This window comes from Streptomyces sp. S6 (genome assembly GCF_054880855.1).
Genome location: NZ_JBTYMC010000107.1, coordinates 1 through 20,263 on the forward strand (window position 1 = coordinate 1; position 20,263 = coordinate 20,263).

Below are 20,263 nucleotides of genomic sequence, written 5' to 3' on the forward strand. Positions count from 1 at the left end.
GACCGGCGGGACGTGCGGCTGTGGCGCCGGCGGTGTGAAGCCCGGCGCCGGATGAACCTGCGGAGGCGGGTGGTGCGGTCCCGAATGCTGTGCGGCCGGCGCCCCGCCGGCCGGACCGTGCCCCCACTGGTGGGGCGGCGGCAGCGGAGAACCCACTGCGTGCTGCATCCGGTGCCACTCCGTCTCGCTCTGTGCGGGCTCCCCGCTCCCTACCGAACGGTACCGCCCCCGGCCGTCACTCGGTGAACGGCCGGGGGCGGCCCGAAGTGCCCGCCGCGCGAAGCCGTCCCTACTGCCCGACCTCGCCGTACGCGGCGAGCAGGACCGCCGGGTCGGGGCCCTCCATGACGGTCGGCTTGCCGAGGCCGTCGAGGACGATGAACCGCAGCAGGTCACCGCGCGACTTCTTGTCGACCTTCATCGTCTCCAGCAGCTTGGGCCACTGGTCGTACCGGTAGTGCAGCGGCAGCCCGACCGACTCCAGGACCGCCTTGTGCCGGTCCGCCGTCGCGTCGTCCAACCGTCCCGCGAGGCGCCCGAGTTCGGCCGCGAAGTGCATCCCGACGGAGACGGCGGCGCCGTGCCGCCACTTGTAGCGCTCGTTCTTCTCGATGGCGTGCGCGAGGGTGTGGCCGTAGTTGAGGACCTCCCGCAGCCCCGCCTCCTTGAGGTCGGACGACACGACGTCCGCCTTCACACGGATCGACCGCTCGATCAGCTCGGCGGTGTGCGGTCCCGCCGGGGTACGGGCCGCCTCGGGGTCGGACTCGATCAGGTCGAGGATCACCGGGTCCGCGATGAACCCGGCCTTGATGACCTCCGCGAGGCCCGACACGTAGTCGTTGACCGACAGCGACTCCAGTGCGGCCAGATCGCACAGCACCCCGGCGGGCGGGTGGAACGCGCCCACCAGGTTCTTGCCCTCGGCCGTGTTGATGCCGGTCTTCCCGCCGACGGCCGCGTCGACCATGGCCAGCACGGTCGTCGGGACGGCGATCCAGCGCACCCCGCGCAGCCAGGTAGCCGCGACGAACCCGGCGAGGTCGGTCGTCGCCCCGCCGCCCACGCCGACGATCACGTCGGTGCGGGTGAACCCGGACTGCCCGAGCGCCTTCCAGCAGTAGGCGGCGACCTCGGCGGTCTTGGCCTCCTCGGCGTTCGGCACCTGGATGGCGACCGCCTCGTACCCCTGCTCGGCGAGGTCGGCCCGCAGCGCGTCCCCGGTCTCGGCGAGCGCCTCGGGGTGGATGACGGCGACCCGCCTGGCCCTGTCACCGATCAGCCCGGCGAGTTCGCCGAGGAGCTGCCGGCCCACCAGGACGTCGTACGGGGTGTCGCCGCCGACGTGGATGCGTGTCGTCATACGTCCTTCAACTCCAGTGAATCCAGGGCGGCTTGGGCGACCTCTTCGGGCGTCCGACTGTCGGTCGCGACGACGGCCGTCGCCACGGACTCGTACAGCGCGCGCCGCGCCTCCATCAGCTCCCGCCACTGCTTGCGCGGGTTGACCGCGAGGAGCGGGCGGGCGGTGTTGAGGCCGGTGCGCTTGACGGCCTCCTCGACGTCCATCGACAGATAGACGACCCGCTGCCCGGCGAGCAGTCCGCGCGTCTCCGCGTCCAGGATCGACCCGCCGCCGAGCGCGAGGACACCCTCGTGCCCGGCGAGCGCGGCCTCGACGGCCGCCTTCTCGATCGCGCGGAAGGCCGGCTCGCCCTCCTCGACGAAGATGTCGGCGATCGCCCGGCCCTGAGCTGCGACGATGTCGTCGTCGGTGTCCCGGTACGGCACACCGAGGCGCTCGGCCAGCAGCCGCCCGACGGTCGACTTGCCGACGCCCATCGGGCCGACCAGCACGACCAGCGGACCGCTCATCGGATCGTCAGGCTGTCGAGGTACGACCGGACGTTGCGCCGCGTCTCGACGACGCTGTCCCCGCCGAACTTCTCCGCGACCGCGTCCGCGAGGACCAGCGCGACCATCGCCTCCGCGACGATCCCGGCGGCCGGCACCGCGCACACGTCGGAGCGCTGGTGGTGGGCCTGCGTGGCCTCACCCGTCACGACGTCCACGGTCCGCAGCGCGCGCGGCACCGTCGCGATGGGCTTCATCGCCGCGCGCACGCGCAGGAGCTCACCGGTCGTCAGCCCGCCCTCGGTACCGCCGGAGCGGCCCGTGACGCGGCGGATGCCCTCGGGGGTGGAGACGATCTCGTCGTGCGCCTTCGACCCCGGCACCCGCGCCAGCTCGAAGCCGTCGCCGACCTCGACGCCCTTGATCGCCTGGATGCCCATCAGCGCGGCGGCGAGCCGCGCGTCGAGGCGCCGGTCCCAGTGCACGTGCGAGCCGAGGCCCACCGGCACGCCGTAGGCGAGGACCTCGACGACGCCGCCGAGGGTGTCGCCGTCCTTGTGGGCCTGGTCGATCTCCGCGACCATCGCCTTCGACGCGTCCGCGTCCAGGCAGCGCACCGGGTCGGCGTCGAGCTTCTCGACATCCGCCGGAACCGGGTACACGCCGTACGGCGCCTTCGCGGCGGCCAGTTCGACGACGTGGCTGACGATCTCGATGCCGGCCGTCTCCTTGAGGTAGGAGCGGGCGACGGCGCCGAGGGCGACGCGGGCGGCGGTCTCGCGGGCGGAGGCGCGCTCCAGGACCGGGCGGGCCTCGTCGAAGCCGTACTTCTGCATGCCGGCGAGGTCGGCGTGGCCGGGGCGGGGGCGGGTCAGCGGGGCGTTGCGCGCGGAGTCCGCCAGCTCGGCCGGGTCGACGGGGTCGGCCGACATGACCTTCTCCCACTTCGGCCACTCGGTGTTGCCCACCATGACCGCGACCGGGGAACCCATCGTCAGGCCGTGCCGGACGCCGCCGAGGAACGTGATCTCGTCCCGCTCGAACTTCATCCGGGCACCCCGCCCATAGCCGAGCCGACGCCGCGCGAGGTGGTCGGCGACCATCTCCGTGGTGATCGGCACGCCGGCGGGAAGGCCCTCCAGCGTGGCGACGAGTGCGGGACCGTGGGACTCCCCCGCGGTCAGCCAACGCAGCCTGCTCAACGATGCTCCTCGGTGCTCGCGCCTGGTACCGCTCCACCGCCGCGTACGACGCGTACGGCGCGGGCGGCACCGGGTGCGCGGCCCTGGCCCGCCACCCCCGATCCTCCCACGTCCCGGCCCCGGGCCCGCCCTCCGGTCCACCAGCCGGACGTGACCGGTGCACCAGGTCAGCCCTGCCGGGGCTCCTCTCGGGGCGCGTACGACCCCAGGAAGTCCGCGCCCCGCGTCCCGTCCCCCTGCTGCCGGATCATCCCGTCACCGGCCCCGGCCGCCCGCAGCGCGCGCCTCAGCAGCAGCTTCCGGCGCAGCGTGAGGGCCCAGGAGCCCACGGCCAGCGCGATGATCAGGCACAGGGCCGGAATCTGGATCCACTCCGGCAGGAACTGAAGGACGAACTGGAAGATCTCGCTCTTGGCGGACGCGATGAACACGACCGTGCTCCCCCCGGAAAAACGCGCCCCGCCCCCTGCGCGACGCCCTCGCGAACCCTAGCGGGAGCCGAGCGCGTGTTCGCCCGCTTTTCGCATCACGTCGAGCGGAGCGGCCCGGCATCCGGTCATCTGCTCGACCTGGAGCACCGCCTGGTGGACGAGCAGGTCGAGGCCGCCGACGACCGCGCCCCCGTACATCGACCAGCGGGCGGCGAGCTGGGTGGGCCAGGGGTCGTACAGGACGTCGAAGAGGGTCGCGGGGCGTTCGGGCAGGTCACGGGCGAGCGCGTCCGTCGTCCCGGCCGGGGTCGTGGCGATGACCAGCGGGGCCCGCAGCCCCTCGGCCGCCTCCGACCAGTCCGCCGTGCGGACGTCGACGCCGAGCCGCTCCCCCCACTCCCGCATCTCGGCGGCGCGCTCCGCGCTGCGGACGTAGGCGACGACCTCGCCGGCGCAGATCCGGGAGAGCGCGGCGAGGGCGGAGGAGGCGGTGGCGCCGGCGCCGAGGATCGCGGCGGACTCGACCTGTTCGACGCCGTGTTCCCGCAGGGCCGCGACCATGCCGGGGATGTCGGTGTTGTCGCCGACCTTGCGGCCGTCGGCCGTGCGGACCAGCGTGTTGACGGCCTCCACGGACGCCGCCGTCTCGGTGACCTCGTCGAGCAGGGGGATCACCGCCCGCTTCAGCGGCATCGTCAGCGACAGCCCCGCCCACGTCGCGTCGAGGGCGGCGACGAAGTCCGGGAGGGACTCCTCGTCGACCTCGAAACGGTCGTACGACCATCCCGTGAGCCCCAGCGCGTCGTACGCGGCGCGGTGCAGGGCCGGGGAGAGGGAGTGGGCGATGGGCGAGCCGAGCACGGCGGCGCGGCGGGCTTCGGCGGCCCGAGCTGTCATGGCACCTGTCCTTGGAACCTGGTCGTGAGACCTCACGGGCCCGCTGTCCTGCGGGCCCTGTGAGGCTATTGTCCCGCAGGCCGTCAGCCCTTCCGCGACGCGTTGAACTCCGCGACCAGCGCCTCGTGTTCGGCGAGGGTCTTGGTGAACTTGCTGGTCTTGCCGTCGAGCGAGATGAAGTAGTACCAGCCGTCCGTCGTCGGGTTGAGGGCGCCGCGCAGCGCCTCGTCACCGGGGTTGTCGATGGGGCCGGGCGGCAGGCCCTTGACGTAGTACGTGTTGTAGGGGTTCTTGAACCGCTTGAGCTCGGCGATCGTGAGGTCGATCTTGCTCTGGTTCTTGATGTAGTTGTACGTGGAGTCGAACTCCAGCGAGCCGTACGTCTGGGGGTTGCCGGGCTTGAGGCGGTTGTAGACGACCTCGGCCATCTTGCGGAAGTCGTCGTGGCTGGTGCCCTCGGCCTGCGCGAGGCTCGCGACGGTGAGGAGCTGCCAGGGCCCGTCGAGACCGAGTTTCTCCGCCTGGTTCTCCAGACCGAGCTGCTGGTACTTCTGGCTGGCCCGGGTGACCATCTCCTTCAGGACGGTCTCGGGCTTGTCCCCCTTGTTGATCGCGTAGCGCGAGGGGAAGAGGAAGCCCTCCAGCGGGTCCTTCACCTCGGGGTGGTTCTGCGCCCAGCCGGGCAGCCCGAGCTGCTGGTACTTCTCCTTCGCGACGTTCGCGGTGGTGCCCTCGGAGAGGTCGAGCCGCTTGTCGATCTGCGCGTAGACCGCGACGTTGCGGGTGCCCTCGGCGATGATCAGGTTGTTCTGGCTCTTGGGGTCGAGCATCATCGCGACGGCGGCCTTGGCGGACATCTCCTTGTTGAGGACGTAGGAGCCCTCCTGGATGCCTTTCGCCGCGGCGTTCTGCGAGTACGCGGACACGAACGCGTCGACGCTCTTGACGACGCCGGCGGCCTTGAGGAGCCGTCCGATCGCCGCGCCGCCCGCGCCCTTGGGGACGCTGACGGAGACCGTCTCGCTCGTGCCGTCGCCCGCGTAGTCCTGCGCCGCGCCGTAGCGGTCCTGGTAGAACTGGAGGCCGAAGTAGCCGACGCCGGCGATGCCGCCGCCGAAGACGAGGACGACGACGAGGCAGGCGAAGCCGTTGCGGCGCTTCTTCTTGCCGGAGTCCCCTCTTCCTTTGCCGCCTCTGCCGCCGCCTTTGCCGCCGCGTCTGCCGCGTTCCTCGGGGGCGGTGGTCTCGGGCCTGTCCGTGTTGTCGTCGTCCGGCAGCACCCCGCCGGACTCGGGCTCGGCCTCGGGTTCCGGGTCGGGTTCGGGCTCGCGGCGGCGGGCCGGGGGCTCCGGGGGCGGGTAGGCGTCGGGGGTGCCGTAGAGGTCGGGCTGCTCGGCGCCGTACGCGGCGGGCTGCTGGCCGTAGGGGTCACCGGGGTCGGCCGCGTAGGGGACGTGCGCGTGCGTTCCGGTGCCGTCCCAGCCGCCCTGCTGGTAGGAGTGCGGCTGGTTCTGCTGGGCGTACTGCTGGTCGTACTGGGGGTAGACCGGTTGACCGTACTGGTCGTACTGCTGCTGGTCGTACTGGGGCTGCCGGCCGTAGCCGGAGGGCTGGTCGCCGGCCGACCAGCCGTGGTACGCCGCCTGCTGCTGCGGCTCCTGCGGGTACTGCTGCTGGCCCCCGTAGGCAGGCTGGTGACCCGGGTGGGCCTGCTGCCCTTCCCATCCGCCGTCCCCGAACAACGGGTCCTCCGGATGCCACGGTGCGGGGCCTGGACCCCGGCCATACTCAGTCATCGATCCCCTAGAGCCGCGAGGCGGCGGTTCGCGGCTGGGGGGTCCGGCTGCGGTTCCGCCTCTGTTGTGCGGAGGCTGTTCGAACACCTCCGCATCGCGCGGAACGTTACCGTATCGCGATCAGATGACCACTTAGACGCCCTCTCCGGGTGCTTTACCTGACACCCGTTCGGATTCCAGCGCCTGCTGAAGGATGATCACAGCGGCTGCCTGGTCGATGACAGAGCGGCCCTTCTTGGACTTGACGCCCGAGGCACGCAGCCCCTGACTGGCCGTCACGGTCGTCATCCGCTCGTCCACGAGCCGAACCGGAATCGGGTCCACCGCCTTGGCGAGCACCTCGGCGAAGCCCCTGACCTTGACCGCCGCCGGGCCCTCGCCCCCCTTGAGGGAGCGCGGGAGCCCGACCACGATCTCGATCGGCTCGTACTCCTCGACGAGCTGCCTCAGCCGCCGGTGAGCTGCCGGAACGTCCTTGCCGGGGACCGTCTCGACCGGGGTCGCGAGGATCCCGTCGGGGTCGCAGGACGCGACCCCGATCCGCGCGTCCCCGACGTCGATGGCCAACCGCCGTCCGCGTCGCATCAGTTGGCCGTCTCCGCGACGAGCCGCTCGACGGCGTCCACGGCCTCGCCGACGGCGGCCGGGTGCTGTCCGCCGCCCTGGGCGACGTCCGGCTTGCCGCCGCCACCGCCACCGAGCGTCTTGGCGGCCGTCCGAACCAGGTCGCCCGCCTTGAGACCGCGCTCGCGGGCGGCCTCGTTGGTGGCGATCACGGTCAGCGGTTTGCCGTTGTTCACGGTGAACAGCGCGACGACGGCGGCCCGCCCGCCCTGGATCCGGCCCCGCACGTCGAGGACCAGCTTGCGCAGGTCGTCCGGGGTCGTCCCGTCCGGGACCTGGCCGGTGACCAGCGCGACGCCACGGACGTCCTTGGCGGAGTCGGCGAGTCCGGCGGCGGCCTGGAGGACCTTCTCCGCGCGGAACTTCTCGATCTCCTTCTCGGCGTCCTTCAGCTTGCCGAGCATCGCCGACACCTTCTCCGGCAGCTCCTCCGGACGCCCCTTGATCAGCTCCTGGAGCTGGGCGACGACCGTGTGCTCACGGGCCAGGAAGTTGTAGGCGTCGACGCCGACGAGGGCCTCGATACGCCGCACCCCGGAACCGATCGACGACTCGCCGAGCAGCTTGACCAGACCGAGCTGCGAGGTGTTGTGGACGTGCGTACCGCCGCACAGCTCCTTCGAGAAGTCCCCGATGGTGACCACGCGGACCTGCTCGCCGTACTTCTCGCCGAACTCGGCGATGGCACCCTGCTTCTTCGCCTCGGCGATCGGCAGGATCTCGGCGTGCACGTCGAGGTCGCGGGCGAGCACCTCGTTGATCTTCTGCTCGACGTCGGTCATCACGGCCGTCGGAACGGCGGACGGCGAACCGAAGTCGAAGCGGAACCGGCCCGGCTGGTTCTCGGAACCGGCCTGGGCGGCCGTCGGGCCCAGCGCGTCACGCAGCGCCTGGTGCGTGAGGTGGGTGGCCGAGTGGGCGCGGGCGATGGCCGTCCGGCGCCGGTTGTCGATCGACGCGTGGGCCTTGGCCCCGACCGTCACCTCACCGACCTGGACAACACCCTTGTGCACGTACACGCCCGGCACCGGCTTCTGGCAGTCGCGAACCTCGATCACGGCACCGGAGTCGACGCGGATCCTCCCGGTGTCACCGATCTGCCCGCCGCCCTCGGCGTAGAACGGGGTGCGGTCGAGGACGATCTCCACCTCGTCGCCCTCGGTGGCGGCCGGCGAGGAGACGCCGTCGACGAGGATGCCGACGACCGTGGTCTCGCCCTCGGTGTCGGTGTAGCCGATGAAGTCGGTCTCACCGGTCTTGTCGGCGATCTCCCGGTAGGCACCGGCACCGGCGTGCCCGGTCTTCTTGGCCTGCGCGTCGGCCTTGGCGCGCTCCCGCTGCTCCTTCATCAGGCGCCGGAAGCCGTCCTCGTCCACGGAGAGGCCCTGTTCGGCGGCCATCTCCAGGGTGAGGTCGATCGGGAAGCCCCAGGTGTCGTGGAGCAGGAACGCCTTGTCGCCGGCGAGGACGGTCTTCCCGGCGGCCTTGGTCTCCTCGACGGCCGTGTCGAGGATGTTCGTGCCGCCCTTGAGGGCCTTGAGGAAGGCGGCTTCCTCGGCGAGCGCGACGGTCTCGATGCGCTTGCGGTCGGTGACCAGCTCCGGGTACTGCTGACCCATCGTGTCGATCACGACGTCGAGGAGTTCCTGCACGACCGGACCGGTGGCGCCGAGGAGACGCATGTTGCGGATGGCGCGGCGCATGATGCGGCGCAGCACATAGCCGCGGCCCTCGTTGCCGGGGGCGACGCCGTCGCCGATCAGCATCATGGAGGTGCGCATGTGGTCGGCGACCACGCGCAGGGAGACGTCCGAGCCGTGGGAGTCGCCGTAGCCGACACCGGTCAGCTCGGTGGCCTTGTCGATGACGACGCGCAGGGTGTCCGTCTCGTACATGTTCTGGACGCCCTGGAGGATCATCGCGAGGCGTTCGAGACCGAGACCCGTGTCGATGTTCTTCGACGGCAGGTCGCCGAGGATCTCGAAGTCCTCCTTGCCGATGCCCTGGCCACGCTCGTACTGCATGAAGACCAGGTTCCAGATCTCCACGTAGCGCTCGTCGTTGACGGCCGGGCCGCCCTCGACGCCGAACTCCGGGCCGCGGTCGTAGTTGATCTCGGAGCAGGGACCGCACGGGCCCGGGACGCCCATGGACCAGAAGTTGTCCTTCTTGCCGAGGCGCTGGATGCGCTCGGCGGGGACGCCGACGACGTCCTTCCAGATCTGCTCGGCCTCGTCGTCGTCCTGGTAGACGGTGATCCAGAGCTTCTCCGGCTCCAGGCCGTAACCGCCCTTGTCCTGGGGGCTGGTGAGCAGCTCCCAGGCGTATTTGATGGCGCCTTCCTTGAAGTAGTCGCCGAAGGAGAAGTTTCCGCACATCTGGAAGAACGTGCCGTGCCGGGTGGTCTTGCCGACCTCCTCGATGTCCGGCGTCCGCACGCACTTCTGCACCGAGGTGGCGCGCGGAGCGGGCGGCGTGACCTCGCCGAGGAAGTACGGCTTGAACGGGACCATGCCCGCGTTCACGAGCAGCAGAGTCGGGTCGTCCGCGATGAGCGACGCCGAGGGCACGACCTTGTGGCCACGCTCCTCGAAGAAGCTCAGCCAGCGGCGGCGGATTTCAGCCGACTCCATCAGTGGTCCTCATTCCGGTTGTACGAATGCTTGGTGTAAGTCGTGTTCTCGATGGCGACGATGCGCCGGGGTGCGGGGAGTTCGGGCGCCGGCTCGATGCCGAGCGCGTCCTCCAGCTCGGCCTCCCGCTGGGCCATGCCGTCGCGGACGTCGAGCGCGAAGCCGACGGCGCGGTCCTTGATGCGGGCGCCCGTCTCGATCGCCTTGTTGGCCGCGGTCTGGGCGAGGCTCTCGGGGGTGAGCTGCTTCAGCTTGCGGTTGACCTTGGTGGTGGCCCAGACACCGGCTGCGACGCCGGTCGTGAACCAGAACGTACGGCGGAACATCGCTGCTCTCAGTCCCTCTTCCCACGCCGCCGGGACACTGTCCGGCCCACGATCACGGTACGCCGGGGCGCCTTCACGGGCACGTCCTCTTTACGGCCGCCCAGTGCGCGGCGGACGCCGTAGCCGAACGCGGCGACCTTCACCAGGGGGCCGCCGAACGTCGAGGCGACCGTCGTCGACAGCGCGGAGGCGTTGGAGGTGACCTCCTGGACGTCCGACGCGATCGCGTCGACCCGGTCGATCTGCGTCTGAGCGGAGCGGACGGCCGCGGAGGCGTCGGCGAGCAGCGGGACGGCCTGGTCGGTCACGTCCGCCACCAGCTTGGTGGTCGCCCTGAGCGTCTGGGCCAGCCTCACCAGCGCGACGGCGAGGAAGGAGACCAGGATCGCCCAGAAGACGGCCACGATGATCCCGGCTACCTCGCCTCCGGACACCGTCTGCACCCACTCCCTGACGCGTAAAACTTGCCTCCTGTGAGCCTATCGCGCCCGGCACGGCGTTCTGTACCGCATTACGGGCATACGAAAGCCCGCCGCCCCCGAGGGGACAGCGGGCTCCGAGTGGTACTGCAACCGCTGAAAAATCAGCGGGCGTAGTACTCGACGACCAGCTGCTCGTCGCAGATGACCGGGATCTCCTTGCGGTTCGGCTCGCGGTCCAGGCGGAACGCCAGGGCCTTGAGGTTCACCTGGAGGTAGCGCGGGGTCTCGCCGTCGGGGGCGAAGCCACCCTCGCGGGCCACGGTGAAGAGGGTCTTCTCGCGGCTGCGCTCACGGACCATGACGACGTCGTCGGGACGGACACGGAACGAGGGCTTGTCGGTCTTCTGACCGTTGACTTCGATGTGGCCGTGGACGACCATCTGACGGGCCTGGTAGATCGTGCGGGCGATGCCCGAACGCAGGACCAGGGCGTCGAGACGGCGCTCCAGCTCCACGATCAGGGCCTCACCGGTCTTGCCCTGGACCTTGGAGGCGCGCTCGTAGGCGCGGACGAGCTGACGCTCGGAGAGGTCGTACTGCGCACGCAGACGCTGCTTCTCCAGCAGACGGACCTTGTAGTCCGAGTTCTGCTTGCGGCCACGGCCGTGCTCACCCGGCGGGTAGGGGCGGGCCTCGAAGTACTTGACGGCCTTCGGGGTCAGCGCGATGCCGAGGGCACGCGACTTCTTGACCTTGGGGCGGGACTGGTTCGCCACTGTGTTTGTCTCCGTTTGTTTCTTCGGCTTGTCAGCATCACGAGAGGTCGCAATCCGCAGCCGGGGAAACCCTGCGGGCCGTGAGGCCTGCCGGGCAGCCGCTCCCCTGATCTGGGCACATACGTGCAGCACGCGAGTGGCCCACCGACCGGTCCCGCCCGGGGGCGGATGGTGGTGGGCTGCCCGCGACACCGTTCGACGGTGCGCGACGCTCCTGGGACCCCCTCGCGGGGGTTCCGGCCGGTCGTCCCGCTCTGACAGCGCGGGACACGGCACTTCGGGCGAGTTTACAGGGTGCTCAAGGCCGCTTGCGACCGAGGTGCTTCCTGGTCCATTCGACGGCGTCCGCGTACCGCGCCTCCGCGCCGTGTCTCGTGGGGGTGTAGTACTCGCGGTCCTTGATCTCGTCCGGGGCGTACTGCTGCTCGGCGATGCCTTCGGGGAGGTCGTGCGGATACACGTACCCCTGCGCGTGCCCGAGCTTCGCGGCGCCCTTGTAGTGGCCGTCCCGCATGTGCGCCGGCACCGGTCCCGCGAACCCCTTGCGGACGTCCTCCAGGGCGGCGCCGATCGCGGTCGTCGCCGCGTTGGACTTGGGGGCCAGGGCGAGGGCGATGGTCGCGTGGCTCAGGGTCAGCGCGGCCTCGGGGAAGCCGATCATGGCGACGGCCTGGGCGGCGGCGACGGCTGTCGTGAGGGCCGTCGGGTCGGCGAGGCCGATGTCCTCGCTGGCGGAGATCATCAGGCGGCGGGCGATGAAGCGGGGGTCCTCGCCGGCCTCGATCATGCGGGCCAGGTAGTGCAGGGCGGCGTCGACGTCGGAGCCGCGGATGGACTTGATGAGGGCGCTGGCGACGTCGTAGTGCTGGTCGCCGTCGCGGTCGTACTTGACGGCCGCGCGGTCGACGGTCTGTTCCAGGGTGGCGAGGGTGATCTCGGTCTCGCCCTGGTCGAGGGCGGCGCCGGCGGCGGCTTCGAGGGCGGTGAGGGCGCGGCGGGCGTCTCCGCCGGCGATGCGCAGGAGGTGGTCCTCGGTGTCCTCGGGGAGGGTGACGGCGGCTTTGAGGCCGCGGTCGTCGGCGACGGCCCTTCTGAGGAGGCCGCGCAGGCCGTCGTCCGTGAGGGGTTCGAGGGTGAGGAGGAGGGAGCGGGACAGGAGGGGGGAGATGATCGAGAAGTAGGGGTTCTCGGTCGTCGCCGCGATGAGGGTGACCCAGCGGTTCTCGACGGCCGGGAGGAGGGAGTCCTGCTGGGCCTTGCTGAAGCGGTGGATCTCGTCGAGGAAGAGGACGGTCTCCTTGCCGTAGCCGCCGCTGGCCCGGCGCGCGCCGTCGATGACCGCGCGGACCTCCTTGACGCCGGCGGTGATCGCCGACAGCTCCACGAACCGCTTGTTGGTGGCCTTGGAGACGACGTACGCGAGGGTCGTCTTGCCCGTGCCCGGCGGGCCCCAGAGGATCACCGAGGAGACGCCGGCCGGGCCGCCCGCGCCCTCGCCGACCAGGCGGCGCAAGGGGGAGCCGGGTTTCAGCAGATGCTGCTGGCCCGCCACCTCGTCGAGCGTTCGCGGGCGCATCCGGACCGCCAGGGGGCTTCCGGTCGGATCCTTCTCCTGGCGGTCTTCGGCGGCTGCGGTGAACAGGTCGGGCTCCACACGGAAACCCTAAAGGACGGCACTGACAACGCCCGCCGCGGATGTGAAAGGGCCGCCTCAGCTCGTCCAGAAGTCCCACCAGCGCGTCAGGATCAGCATCCCGATGATCCCGATGTGCACGGCCGGCAGCACCCACGTGAACTCGCCGAAGAAGCTCTTCAGCCAGCCGGGGCCCGGCAGGAAGCCGTTCCGGACGTTGAACGACGTCACGTACCAGAACATGATGATCGTCGCGACCCAGGCCAGCGAGCACCACAGGCACAGCGCGTTGATCCGGTACAGCGACTGGAACTGGAGCCAGGTGCAGAATCCGACGCCGAACAGCGTGCCGAAGTTGAAGGTGAGCCAGTACCAGCGCGGGAAACGGGCGCGGCCCAGCAGGCTGATGCCGACGGCGATGACGATGCCGTAGCAGACGAGCCCGAGCATCGGGTTCGGGAACCCGAAGGCGGCGGCCTGCTTGGACTCCATGACGCTGCCGCAGGACACGACCGGGTTGAGGCTGCACCCGGGGACGAAGGTCTTGCCCTCGACCTTGGCCTCAAGGAGCTTGAACTTGTCGATCGTGATCACCCAGGCGGCGAGCAGCCCCGCCGCGCCCGTGATCACCAGCATCAGCGCGAACGCCCGGCTGCCGCCCACCGCACCGGGCACGTCGGCGGTGGCGCGCTCCGGCTCGTGGTCCGTGGAGACCTCTTTGACTGTCGTCTTGCTCATCACGCCGATCCGTCAAATCGAGAGGGAACCTACTTCTGGCAGCGCTCATTGTGCCGCACGCGTCCCCCTGTCCACCGTTCGAAGGACATAAGAACGGCCCGCCGGACGCCTGTTCAGGACAGGTTGACGCGCTGGAAACGCCGCGGCCGGAATCGCTCGTGAGGACGATTCCGGCCGCGCCGTGTTGACGGTGCGGCTTACGGCAGCAGCCTGGCCCGGAGCTCGCTCACGACGTCCGCCAGCGCGATCGCCGTCTGGTCCCCCGACTCCATGTCCTTGAGCTGGACGACCCCTTCGGCGAGGTCCCGCTCCCCCGCGACCAGCGTGTACCGGGCGCCTGAGCGGTTGGCGTTCTTCATGGCGCCCTTGAGGCCCTTGCCGCCGTACGCGAAGTCGGCGGCGACACCGGCCCTGCGGAGTTCGGTGACCTTGGAGAACAGGACCCGGCGCGCTTCGTCGCCCAGCGGGACGGCGTAGACGGAGGTGGCCGCGGGGAGGTCGAGGGCGACGCCCTCCGCCTCCAGTGCGAGGACCGTGCGGTCGACGCCGAGGGCCCAGCCGACGGAGGGCAGCGCGGGGCCGCCGATCATCTCGGAGAGGCCGTCGTAGCGTCCGCCGCCGCCGACGGCGGACTGCGAGCCGAGGCCGTCGTGGACGAACTCGAAGGTGGTGCGGGTGTAGTAGTCGAGGCCGCGGACCAGCTTCGGGTCGTCCTCGAAGGCGACGCCCTCGGCACTCAGCAGGGCGCGGACCTCCTCGTGGTACGCCTTGCAGGCGTCGCACAGGTAGTCCTGGAGGAGGGGGGCGTCCGTGAGCTGTTTCTGGACGTCGGCGCGCTTGTCGTCGAGGACCCGCAGGGGGTTGATCTCGGCGCGGCGCAGGGTCTCCTCGTCGAGGTCGAGGCCGCGCAGGAACGCCTGGAGGGCCTCGCGGTAGACCGGGCGGCACTCCTTGTCGCCGAGGCTGTTGAGGAGGATGCGGAAGTCCCGCAGGCCGAGCGAGCGGTACGCCTGGTCGGCGAGGACGATCAGCTCGGCGTCCAGCGCCGGGTCCTCGGCGCCGATCGCCTCGGCGCCGACCTGGGAGAAGTGGCGGTAACGGCCCTTCTGGGGGCGCTCGTAGCGGTAGTACGAGCCGGAGTACCAGAGTTTGACGGGGAGGTTGCCGGTCTTGTGGAGGTTGGCCTCCAGCGCGGCGCGCAGCACGGAGGCGGTGCCCTCGGGGCGCAGGGCGAGCTTGTCGCCGCCCTTCGTCTCGAAGGCGTACATCTCCTTCGTGACGATGTCGGTGGACTCGCCGACACCGCGCGCGAAGAGTTCGACGTTCTCGAAGCCGGGCGTCTCGGCGTAGCCGTATCCGGAGGCGCGCAGCGGCGCGGACAGGGCCTCGCGGACCGCGAGGTAGGTCGCGGAGTTCGGCGGCAGCAGGTCGTACGTGCCCTTGGGGGCCTGGAAGGTACTCAACGGAAAGTCACATTCCTCGTCGGGGAGCGTCGGACGCTCCCTGGCCGGCGGCCACCTGCCTCAGATAGGCGTTGGTGGCGCGTTCGCGGCCGATGGTGGTCTGGGGGCCGTGTCCGGAGAGGACCACGGTGGAGTCGTCGAGCGGCAGGCACACCCGGGCCAGTGAGGCCAGCATGGCGTCCATGGAGCCGCCGGGCAGGTCGGTGCGTCCGATGGAGCCGGCGAAGAGCAGGTCCCCGGAGAAGAACACCGACGGGATGTCGGCGCTCTCGGGGAGCCTGAACGTCACCGACCCCTCGGTATGGCCCGGTGCGTGCGCGACGGTGAGTTCCAGACCCGCCAGCTCCAGCCGCGCTCCGTCGGTGAGTTCACGGACGTCGTCCGGCTCCCCGATGGTCAGCTCGCCGAGCAGCGGCATCCCGATGGACCGGCCGAGGGCCTTCTCGGGGTCGCTCATCATGAACCGGTCGTCGGGGTGGATCCAGGCGGGCACGTCGTGCGCGCCGCACACCGGGACGACGGAGGCCACGTGGTCGATGTGGCCGTGGGTGAGGACGACGGCGACGGGCTTGAGCCGATGCTTCGCGAGTGCTTCCTCGACTCCGGGGGCCGCCTGGTGGCCCGGGTCGATGATCACGCACTCCTCACCGGCGGCCGGGGCGACGAGATAACAGTTCGTCCCCCAGGCTCCGGCGGGGAACCCGGCAATGAGCACGATCGTCCTTCGTTTGTCTAGATACGGGGGGCTTGCGCACAGCGCGACCCACGTCAGAGCCTACCGGCGCTGCCGTTTCCTCAGCCAACCCATATACGGTACGGGGCACACACAGGAGCGAACCGACGTACGAGACGCACGAGGAGAAGACCGGTGGTCACCCAGGAACAGCGGAAGCGGCAGCTCGCGCGGGAGAAGTTCTTGCGGCAGCAGCAACGGCGCACCGCCGCCCGGCGCAAGGCCCGTGTGCGCAACTCGGTGATCGCGTCGGTGCTCGGCGTGGTCGTCGTCGGCAGCGTCGCGATCTACGCGACGGGTGCCCTGAAGGACGACGACAAGAAGAAGTCGGACGACGTGGCGGCCTCCCCGTCGCCGAAGCCGAGCAAGGGCCCGGACCCGTGCGGGAAGCCGGCGGCGGGCTCGGTCAAGACGGAGACGTGGAAGACCGAGCCGAAGCTCACGATCGACAAGTCGGCGAAGTACACGATGACGCTCGACACCACGTGCGGTGCGATCGGCATCGACCTGAAGGCGTCGGCCGCCCCGCAGACGGTCAACTCCTTCGACTTCCTGGCCGGCAAGGGCTACTTCGACCACACGAAGTGCCACCGACTCACCACCGAGGGCATCTACGTCCTTCAGTGCGGCGACCCGACGGGCAAGGGCAACGGCGGCCCCGGCTACACGCTCCCGGACGAGAACCTGAAGGACGCGTCCCTGAAGAGCAACACCTACCCGGCGGGCACGGTCGCGATGGCGAACACCGGCCAGCCGCACACCGGCGGCAGCCAGTTCTTCCTGGTCTACCAGGACAGCCAGCTGCCGCCGCAGTACACCCCGTTCGGGACGGTGTCGGCGGACGGCATGAAGGTGCTGAAGAAGATCGCCGCCGCGGGTGCGCAGCCCGCGGACCCGACGAGCGGCATGACCGCACCGAACGCGACGGTCGTGATCGACAAGGCGACGGTCGCGAAGTCCTGAGGAATCCCGGGCGGCCGGCAGCGTAATTTCGGTCGCGCTGGATGCGGACAGGCACACTGCCGGTCGCCTATGTTGGCCAAGACGAAACTGTGGACGATGCCCGGGGGCGCGTAAGCCTTGCGCGGGCATCATGTGGAGGAGGCGCTGTGAGCAGCGACCCGTGGGGCCGCGTCGACGAGACGGGGACCGTGTACGTGCGTACGGCCGACGGCGAGCAGGTCGTCGGTTCCTGGCAGGCCGGCTCTCCCGAGGAGGCGCTGGCCTACTTCGAGCGCAAGTACGAGGGCCTGGTGGTCGAGATCGGCCTCCTGGAGAAGCGCGTGCGCACCACCGACCTGTCGGCCAAGGACGCACAGGTGGCGATCGACCACCTCCGCGAGCAGGTCGACGCGCATCACGCGGTCGGTGACCTGGCGTCGCTGAAGGAACGGCTCGACTCGCTGGTGGCGTCCGTCGAGTCGCGGCGCGAGGAGCGCAAGCAGCAGCGCGCCAAGCAGTCCGAGGAGTCCCGCAAGGCCAAGGAGGACCTGGTCACCGAGGCCGAGCAGCTCGCGCAGTCCGACCAGTGGCGGGCGGCCGGCGAGCGGCTGCGTGCCCTGGTCGACACGTGGAAGGGCCTGCCGAGGCTCGACCGCAAGTCGGACGACGAGCTGTGGCACCGCTTCTCGCACGCCCGCTCGGCGTTCTCCAAGCGGCGCAAGGCGCACTTCGCGCAGCTCGACGCGCAGCGCGAGGACGCCCGCCGGCTCAAGGAGCGGCTGGTCGCGGAGGCCGAGTCGCTGTCGTCGTCCCAGGACTGGGGTCCGACGGCGGCCCGTTACCGCGAGCTGATGTCGGACTGGAAGGCCGCCGGCCGTGCCCAGCGTGAGCACGAGGACGACCTGTGGAACCGCTTCCGCGGCGCCCAGGACGTGTTCTTCGCGGCCCGCAGCGGGGTCTTCGCCGAGCGGGACGCCGAGCAGACGGAGAACCTGAAGCTGAAGGAGGAGCTGGCCGGTGAGGCCGAGAAGCTCCTGCCGATCGGCGATCTGAAGACGGCGCGTGCGGCGTTCCGCGCGATCAACGAGCGCTGGGAGGCCATCGGGCACGTCCCGCGCGACGCCCGTCCGAAGGTCGAGGGCCGGATGCACACGGTCGAGCGCGCCCTTCAGGACGCCGAGGAGACCGAGTGGCGCCGGACGAACCCGGAGGCGCGTGCGCGTGCCGCCGGTCTCACCGGCCAGCTCCAGGCCGCCGTCGACAAGCTCCGCTCCCAGATCGACACGGCCCGCGCGCAGGGCAACAACTCGCGTGCGGACAAGCTGGAGCGCGAGCTGGAGGGGCGTCAGGCGCTGCTGGACCAGGCGCTGAAGGGGCTGCAGGAGTTCGGCGGCTGATTTTCCCGTGAAAAAAGAGGGCCCCGTACGCGGGGCCCTCTTTTTGTGCGCCTTACCGCCTTACGGCCGCCTGGCCGACGTCACCCGGTACACGTCGTACACGCCCTCCACGCCCCGTACGGCCTTCAGGACGTGCCCGAGGTGTTTCGGGTCGCCCATCTCGAAGGTGAAGCGGGAGGTGGCGACCCGGTCGCGGGAGGTCTGGACGGCCGCGGAGAGGATGTTGACGTGCTGGTCGGACAGGACGCGTGTGACGTCCGACAGGAGCCGGGAGCGGTCGAGGGCCTCGACCTGGATGGCGACCAGGAAGACCGAGGACTGGGTGGGTGCCCACTCGACGTCGAGGATGCGCTCGGGCTCACGGGACAGTGACTCCACGTTGACGCAGTCGCTGCGGTGAACCGATACGCCACTACCCCGGGTGACGAACCCGATGATCGGGTCGCCGGGGACGGGCGTGCAGCAGCGGGCCAGCTTGACCCACACGTCGTCGACGCCCTTGACGACCACACCGGGGTCGTTGTTGCTGCGCCGCTTGCGGCCACGCGTCCGGGACGGCGGAACGGCCTCGTCGATCTCCTCGGTGGCCGCCTCCTCCCCGCCGAGCGCCTGCACGAGTTTCTGGACGACGCCCTGAGCTGCGACATGGCCCTCGCCGATCGCCGCGTACAGGGACGAGATGTCCGGGTAGCGCATCTCGTGCGCCAGAGTAACCAGGGAGTCGCCGGTGAGGATGCGCTGGATCGGCAGGTTCTGCTTGCGCATCGCGCGGGCGATGGCGTCCTTGCCCTGCTCGATCGCCTCGTCCCGGCGCTCCTTGGAGAACCAGGCGCGGATCTTGTTGCGGGCGCGGGGCGACTTGACGAAGTTCAGCCAGTCCCGGGAGGGTCCGGCGCCGGCCGCCTTGGAGGTGAAGACCTCGACGAGGTCGCCGTTGTCGAGGGTCGACTCCAGCGGGACGAGCCGGCCGTTGACGCGGGCTCCTATCGTGCGGTGGCCGACCTCCGTGTGGACCGCGTACGAGAAGTCCACGGGGGTGGCGCCGGCCGGGAGCGCGATGACGTCGCCCTTGGGGGTGAAGACGAAGACCTCGTTGCGGGACAGGTCGAAGCGCAGGGACTCCAGGAACTCGCTGGGGTCCTCCGTCTCCTTCTGCCAGTCCAGGAGCTGGCGCAGCCACGCCATGTCGTTGAGGTGGTCGTCCTTGCCCTTGCCGGCCTTGGGGACGTCCGTGCGGACCTTGGAGGCGCCCGCCACGGCCTCCTGCTTGTACTTCCAGTGGGCGGCAATGCCGTACTCGGCGCGGCGGTGCATGTCGAACGTGCGGATCTGGAGTTCGACGGGCTTGCCGTTGGGGCCGATGACCGTCGTGTGCAGCGACTGGTACATGTTGAACTTGGGCATCGCGATGTAGTCCTTGAACCGGCCGGGGACCGGGTTCCATCGCGCGTGGACGGTGCCGAGGGCGGCGTAGCAGTCGCGGACGGTGTCGACGAGGACGCGGATGCCCACCAGGTCGTAGATCTCCGCGAAGTCGCGGCCTCGTACGATCATCTTCTGGTAGACGGAGTAGTAGTGCTTCGGCCGGCCCGTGACGGTCGCCTTGATGCGGGCGGCGCGCAGGTCGCTCTGCACCTCGTCGGTCACTATCGCGAGGTACTCGTCGCGCTTCGGCGCCCGCTCGGCCACCAGCCGGACGATCTCGTCGTACATCTTGGGGTAGAGGATCGCGAACGCGAGGTCCTCCAGCTCCCACTTGATGGTGTTCATGCCCAGGCGGTGGGCCAGGGGCGCGTAGATCTCCAGGGTCTCGCGCGCCTTCTTCTCCTGCTTCTCCCGCTTGAGGTAGCGCATGGTGCGCATGTTGTGCAGGCGGTCGGCGAGCTTGATGACCAGGACGCGGGGGTCCTTGGCCATGGCGACGACCATCTTGCGGACGGTCTCCGCCTGCGCGGCCTCGCCGAACTTGACCTTGTCGAGCTTGGTGACGCCGTCGACGAGGAGGGCGACGACGTCGCCGAAGTCGCGGCGCAGGTCGTCGAGGCCGTACTCGGTGTCCTCGACGGTGTCGTGCAGCAGGCCCGCCATCAGCGTCGCCGGGTCCATGCCGAGTTCGGCGAGGATCGTCGTCACCGCGAGGGGGTGGGTGATGTACGGGTCGCCGCTCTTGCGTTTCTGGCCTCTGTGCCAGCGTTCGGCGACCTGGTAGGCGCGCTCGATCTGGCGCAGCGTCGCCGTCTCGATCTTCGGGTCGTTGCTGCGGACTATCCGCAGGAGCGGTTCGAGGACCGGGTTGTAGGGGTTCGCGCGCTGGACACCGAGGCGGGCCAGCCGGGCGCGGACCCGGTTCGAGGAGCCGGTACGGGCGGGCTGCGGGGCCGGTGCGGGGCGGGCCG

General features: G+C 70.3%; 18 protein-coding genes. 2 read left to right on the forward strand and 16 right to left on the reverse strand.

All coding sequences use genetic code 11. The features are described from left to right. Nucleotides 1-289: 289 nt before the first annotated feature. The 15 genes from aroB to ACVNF4_RS17230 all read right to left on the reverse strand — a co-directional run bounded on the left by aroB (nt 290) and on the right by ACVNF4_RS17230 (nt 15,510). Complete coding sequence (gene aroB / locus ACVNF4_RS17160) at nt 290-1,363, reverse strand: 3-dehydroquinate synthase (RefSeq protein ID WP_461803687.1); 1,074 nt, start codon at nt 1,361-1,363, stop codon at nt 290-292. Next, entirely contained in the window at nt 1,360-1,875 is a 516-nt protein-coding gene (locus tag ACVNF4_RS17165; protein ID WP_461803688.1) for a shikimate kinase, read from the reverse strand. The genes aroB and ACVNF4_RS17165 overlap by 4 nt, the downstream gene beginning before the upstream one ends. Further along, nucleotides 1,872-3,056 carry a chorismate synthase gene (gene aroC / locus ACVNF4_RS17170; protein ID WP_461803689.1) on the reverse strand — a complete coding sequence of 395 codons (1,185 nt, stop codon included), beginning with the start codon at nt 3,054-3,056 and terminating at the stop codon, nt 1,872-1,874. The genes ACVNF4_RS17165 and aroC overlap by 4 nt, the downstream gene beginning before the upstream one ends. 167 nt (nt 3,057-3,223) lie before the next feature. Continuing rightward, nucleotides 3,224-3,487: a hypothetical protein gene (locus tag ACVNF4_RS17175; protein ID WP_461803690.1), complete on the reverse strand. Its 264-nt coding sequence runs from the start codon at nt 3,485-3,487 to the stop codon at nt 3,224-3,226. Between the two features lie 57 nt (nt 3,488-3,544). Then, entirely contained in the window at nt 3,545-4,384 is an 840-nt protein-coding gene (locus tag ACVNF4_RS17180; protein WP_461803691.1) for a shikimate dehydrogenase, read from the reverse strand. 83 nt (nt 4,385-4,467) lie between these two features. Beyond that, complete coding sequence (gene mltG, locus ACVNF4_RS17185) at nt 4,468-6,180, reverse strand: endolytic transglycosylase MltG (protein WP_461803692.1); 1,713 nt, start codon at nt 6,178-6,180, stop codon at nt 4,468-4,470. Nucleotides 6,181-6,312: 132 nt separating this feature from the next. Continuing rightward, on the reverse strand, nt 6,313-6,765 hold the full coding sequence (gene ruvX, locus ACVNF4_RS17190; RefSeq protein ID WP_461803693.1) for a Holliday junction resolvase RuvX: 453 nt from the start codon (nt 6,763-6,765) through the stop codon (nt 6,313-6,315). Next, on the reverse strand, nt 6,765-9,437 hold the full coding sequence (gene alaS, locus ACVNF4_RS17195) for an alanine--tRNA ligase (RefSeq protein ID WP_461803694.1): 2,673 nt from the start codon (nt 9,435-9,437) through the stop codon (nt 6,765-6,767). Before alaS ends, ruvX begins: the two co-directional genes overlap by 1 nt. Beyond that, complete coding sequence (locus ACVNF4_RS17200) at nt 9,437-9,763, reverse strand: hypothetical protein (protein WP_461803695.1); 327 nt, start codon at nt 9,761-9,763, stop codon at nt 9,437-9,439. Before ACVNF4_RS17200 ends, alaS begins: the two co-directional genes overlap by 1 nt. A gap of 8 nt (nt 9,764-9,771) precedes the next feature. Further along, complete coding sequence (locus ACVNF4_RS17205) at nt 9,772-10,206, reverse strand: DUF948 domain-containing protein (protein ID WP_461803696.1); 435 nt, start codon at nt 10,204-10,206, stop codon at nt 9,772-9,774. Between the two features lie 140 nt (nt 10,207-10,346). Further along, nucleotides 10,347-10,961 (reverse strand): 30S ribosomal protein S4, encoded by a 615-nt coding sequence (gene rpsD, locus ACVNF4_RS17210; RefSeq protein ID WP_461803697.1) that lies wholly within the window; start codon nt 10,959-10,961, stop codon nt 10,347-10,349. 298 nt (nt 10,962-11,259) lie between these two features. After that, nucleotides 11,260-12,615, reverse strand: coding sequence for a replication-associated recombination protein A (locus tag ACVNF4_RS17215; RefSeq protein WP_461803698.1), 1,356 nt, complete (start codon nt 12,613-12,615; stop codon nt 11,260-11,262). A gap of 57 nt (nt 12,616-12,672) precedes the next feature. Further along, nucleotides 12,673-13,332: a vitamin K epoxide reductase family protein gene (locus tag ACVNF4_RS17220; RefSeq protein WP_461803699.1), complete on the reverse strand. Its 660-nt coding sequence runs from the start codon at nt 13,330-13,332 to the stop codon at nt 12,673-12,675. A gap of 197 nt (nt 13,333-13,529) precedes the next feature. Further along, nucleotides 13,530-14,795, reverse strand: a complete 1,266-nt coding sequence (gene hisS / locus ACVNF4_RS17225; protein WP_461803700.1) for a histidine--tRNA ligase — start codon at nt 14,793-14,795, stop codon at nt 13,530-13,532. A 7-nt stretch (nt 14,796-14,802) separates the two neighbouring features. After that, on the reverse strand, nt 14,803-15,510 hold the full coding sequence (locus tag ACVNF4_RS17230) for an MBL fold metallo-hydrolase (RefSeq protein ID WP_461803701.1): 708 nt from the start codon (nt 15,508-15,510) through the stop codon (nt 14,803-14,805). Nucleotides 15,511-15,663: 153 nt separating this feature from the next. Here ACVNF4_RS17230 and ACVNF4_RS17235 point away from each other — a divergent pair, with 153 nt between their 5' ends. After that, nucleotides 15,664-16,491: a peptidylprolyl isomerase gene (locus tag ACVNF4_RS17235; protein WP_461803702.1), complete on the forward strand. Its 828-nt coding sequence runs from the start codon at nt 15,664-15,666 to the stop codon at nt 16,489-16,491. Nucleotides 16,492-16,637: 146 nt separating this feature from the next. Next, complete coding sequence (locus ACVNF4_RS17240) at nt 16,638-17,867, forward strand: DUF349 domain-containing protein (RefSeq protein ID WP_461803703.1); 1,230 nt, start codon at nt 16,638-16,640, stop codon at nt 17,865-17,867. Between the two features lie 60 nt (nt 17,868-17,927). Here the strand turns inward: ACVNF4_RS17240 and relA are convergent. Further along, nucleotides 17,928-20,263 (reverse strand): GTP pyrophosphokinase (relA, locus tag ACVNF4_RS17245; RefSeq protein ID WP_461803704.1); only part of this gene is annotated, 2,336 nt, incomplete at its 5' end.

What these genes read in the sequence shown, in the direction of transcription:
- ACVNF4_RS17200 (WP_461803695.1), bottom strand. Translation starts at nt 9,763, where the DNA reads ATGTTCCGCCGTACGTTCTGGTTCACGACCGGCGTCGCAGCCGGTGTC.
- ACVNF4_RS17180 (WP_461803691.1), bottom strand. Translation starts at nt 4,384, where the DNA reads ATGACAGCTCGGGCCGCCGAAGCCCGCCGCGCCGCCGTGCTCGGCTCG.
- ACVNF4_RS17220 (WP_461803699.1), bottom strand. Translation starts at nt 13,332, where the DNA reads ATGAGCAAGACGACAGTCAAAGAGGTCTCCACGGACCACGAGCCGGAG.
- aroB (WP_461803687.1), bottom strand. Translation starts at nt 1,363, where the DNA reads ATGACGACACGCATCCACGTCGGCGGCGACACCCCGTACGACGTCCTG.
- ruvX (WP_461803693.1), bottom strand. Translation starts at nt 6,765, where the DNA reads ATGCGACGCGGACGGCGGTTGGCCATCGACGTCGGGGACGCGCGGATC.
- mltG (WP_461803692.1), bottom strand. Translation starts at nt 6,180, where the DNA reads ATGACTGAGTATGGCCGGGGTCCAGGCCCCGCACCGTGGCATCCGGAG.
- ACVNF4_RS17165 (WP_461803688.1), bottom strand. Translation starts at nt 1,875, where the DNA reads ATGAGCGGTCCGCTGGTCGTGCTGGTCGGCCCGATGGGCGTCGGCAAG.
- alaS (WP_461803694.1), bottom strand. Translation starts at nt 9,437, where the DNA reads ATGGAGTCGGCTGAAATCCGCCGCCGCTGGCTGAGCTTCTTCGAGGAG.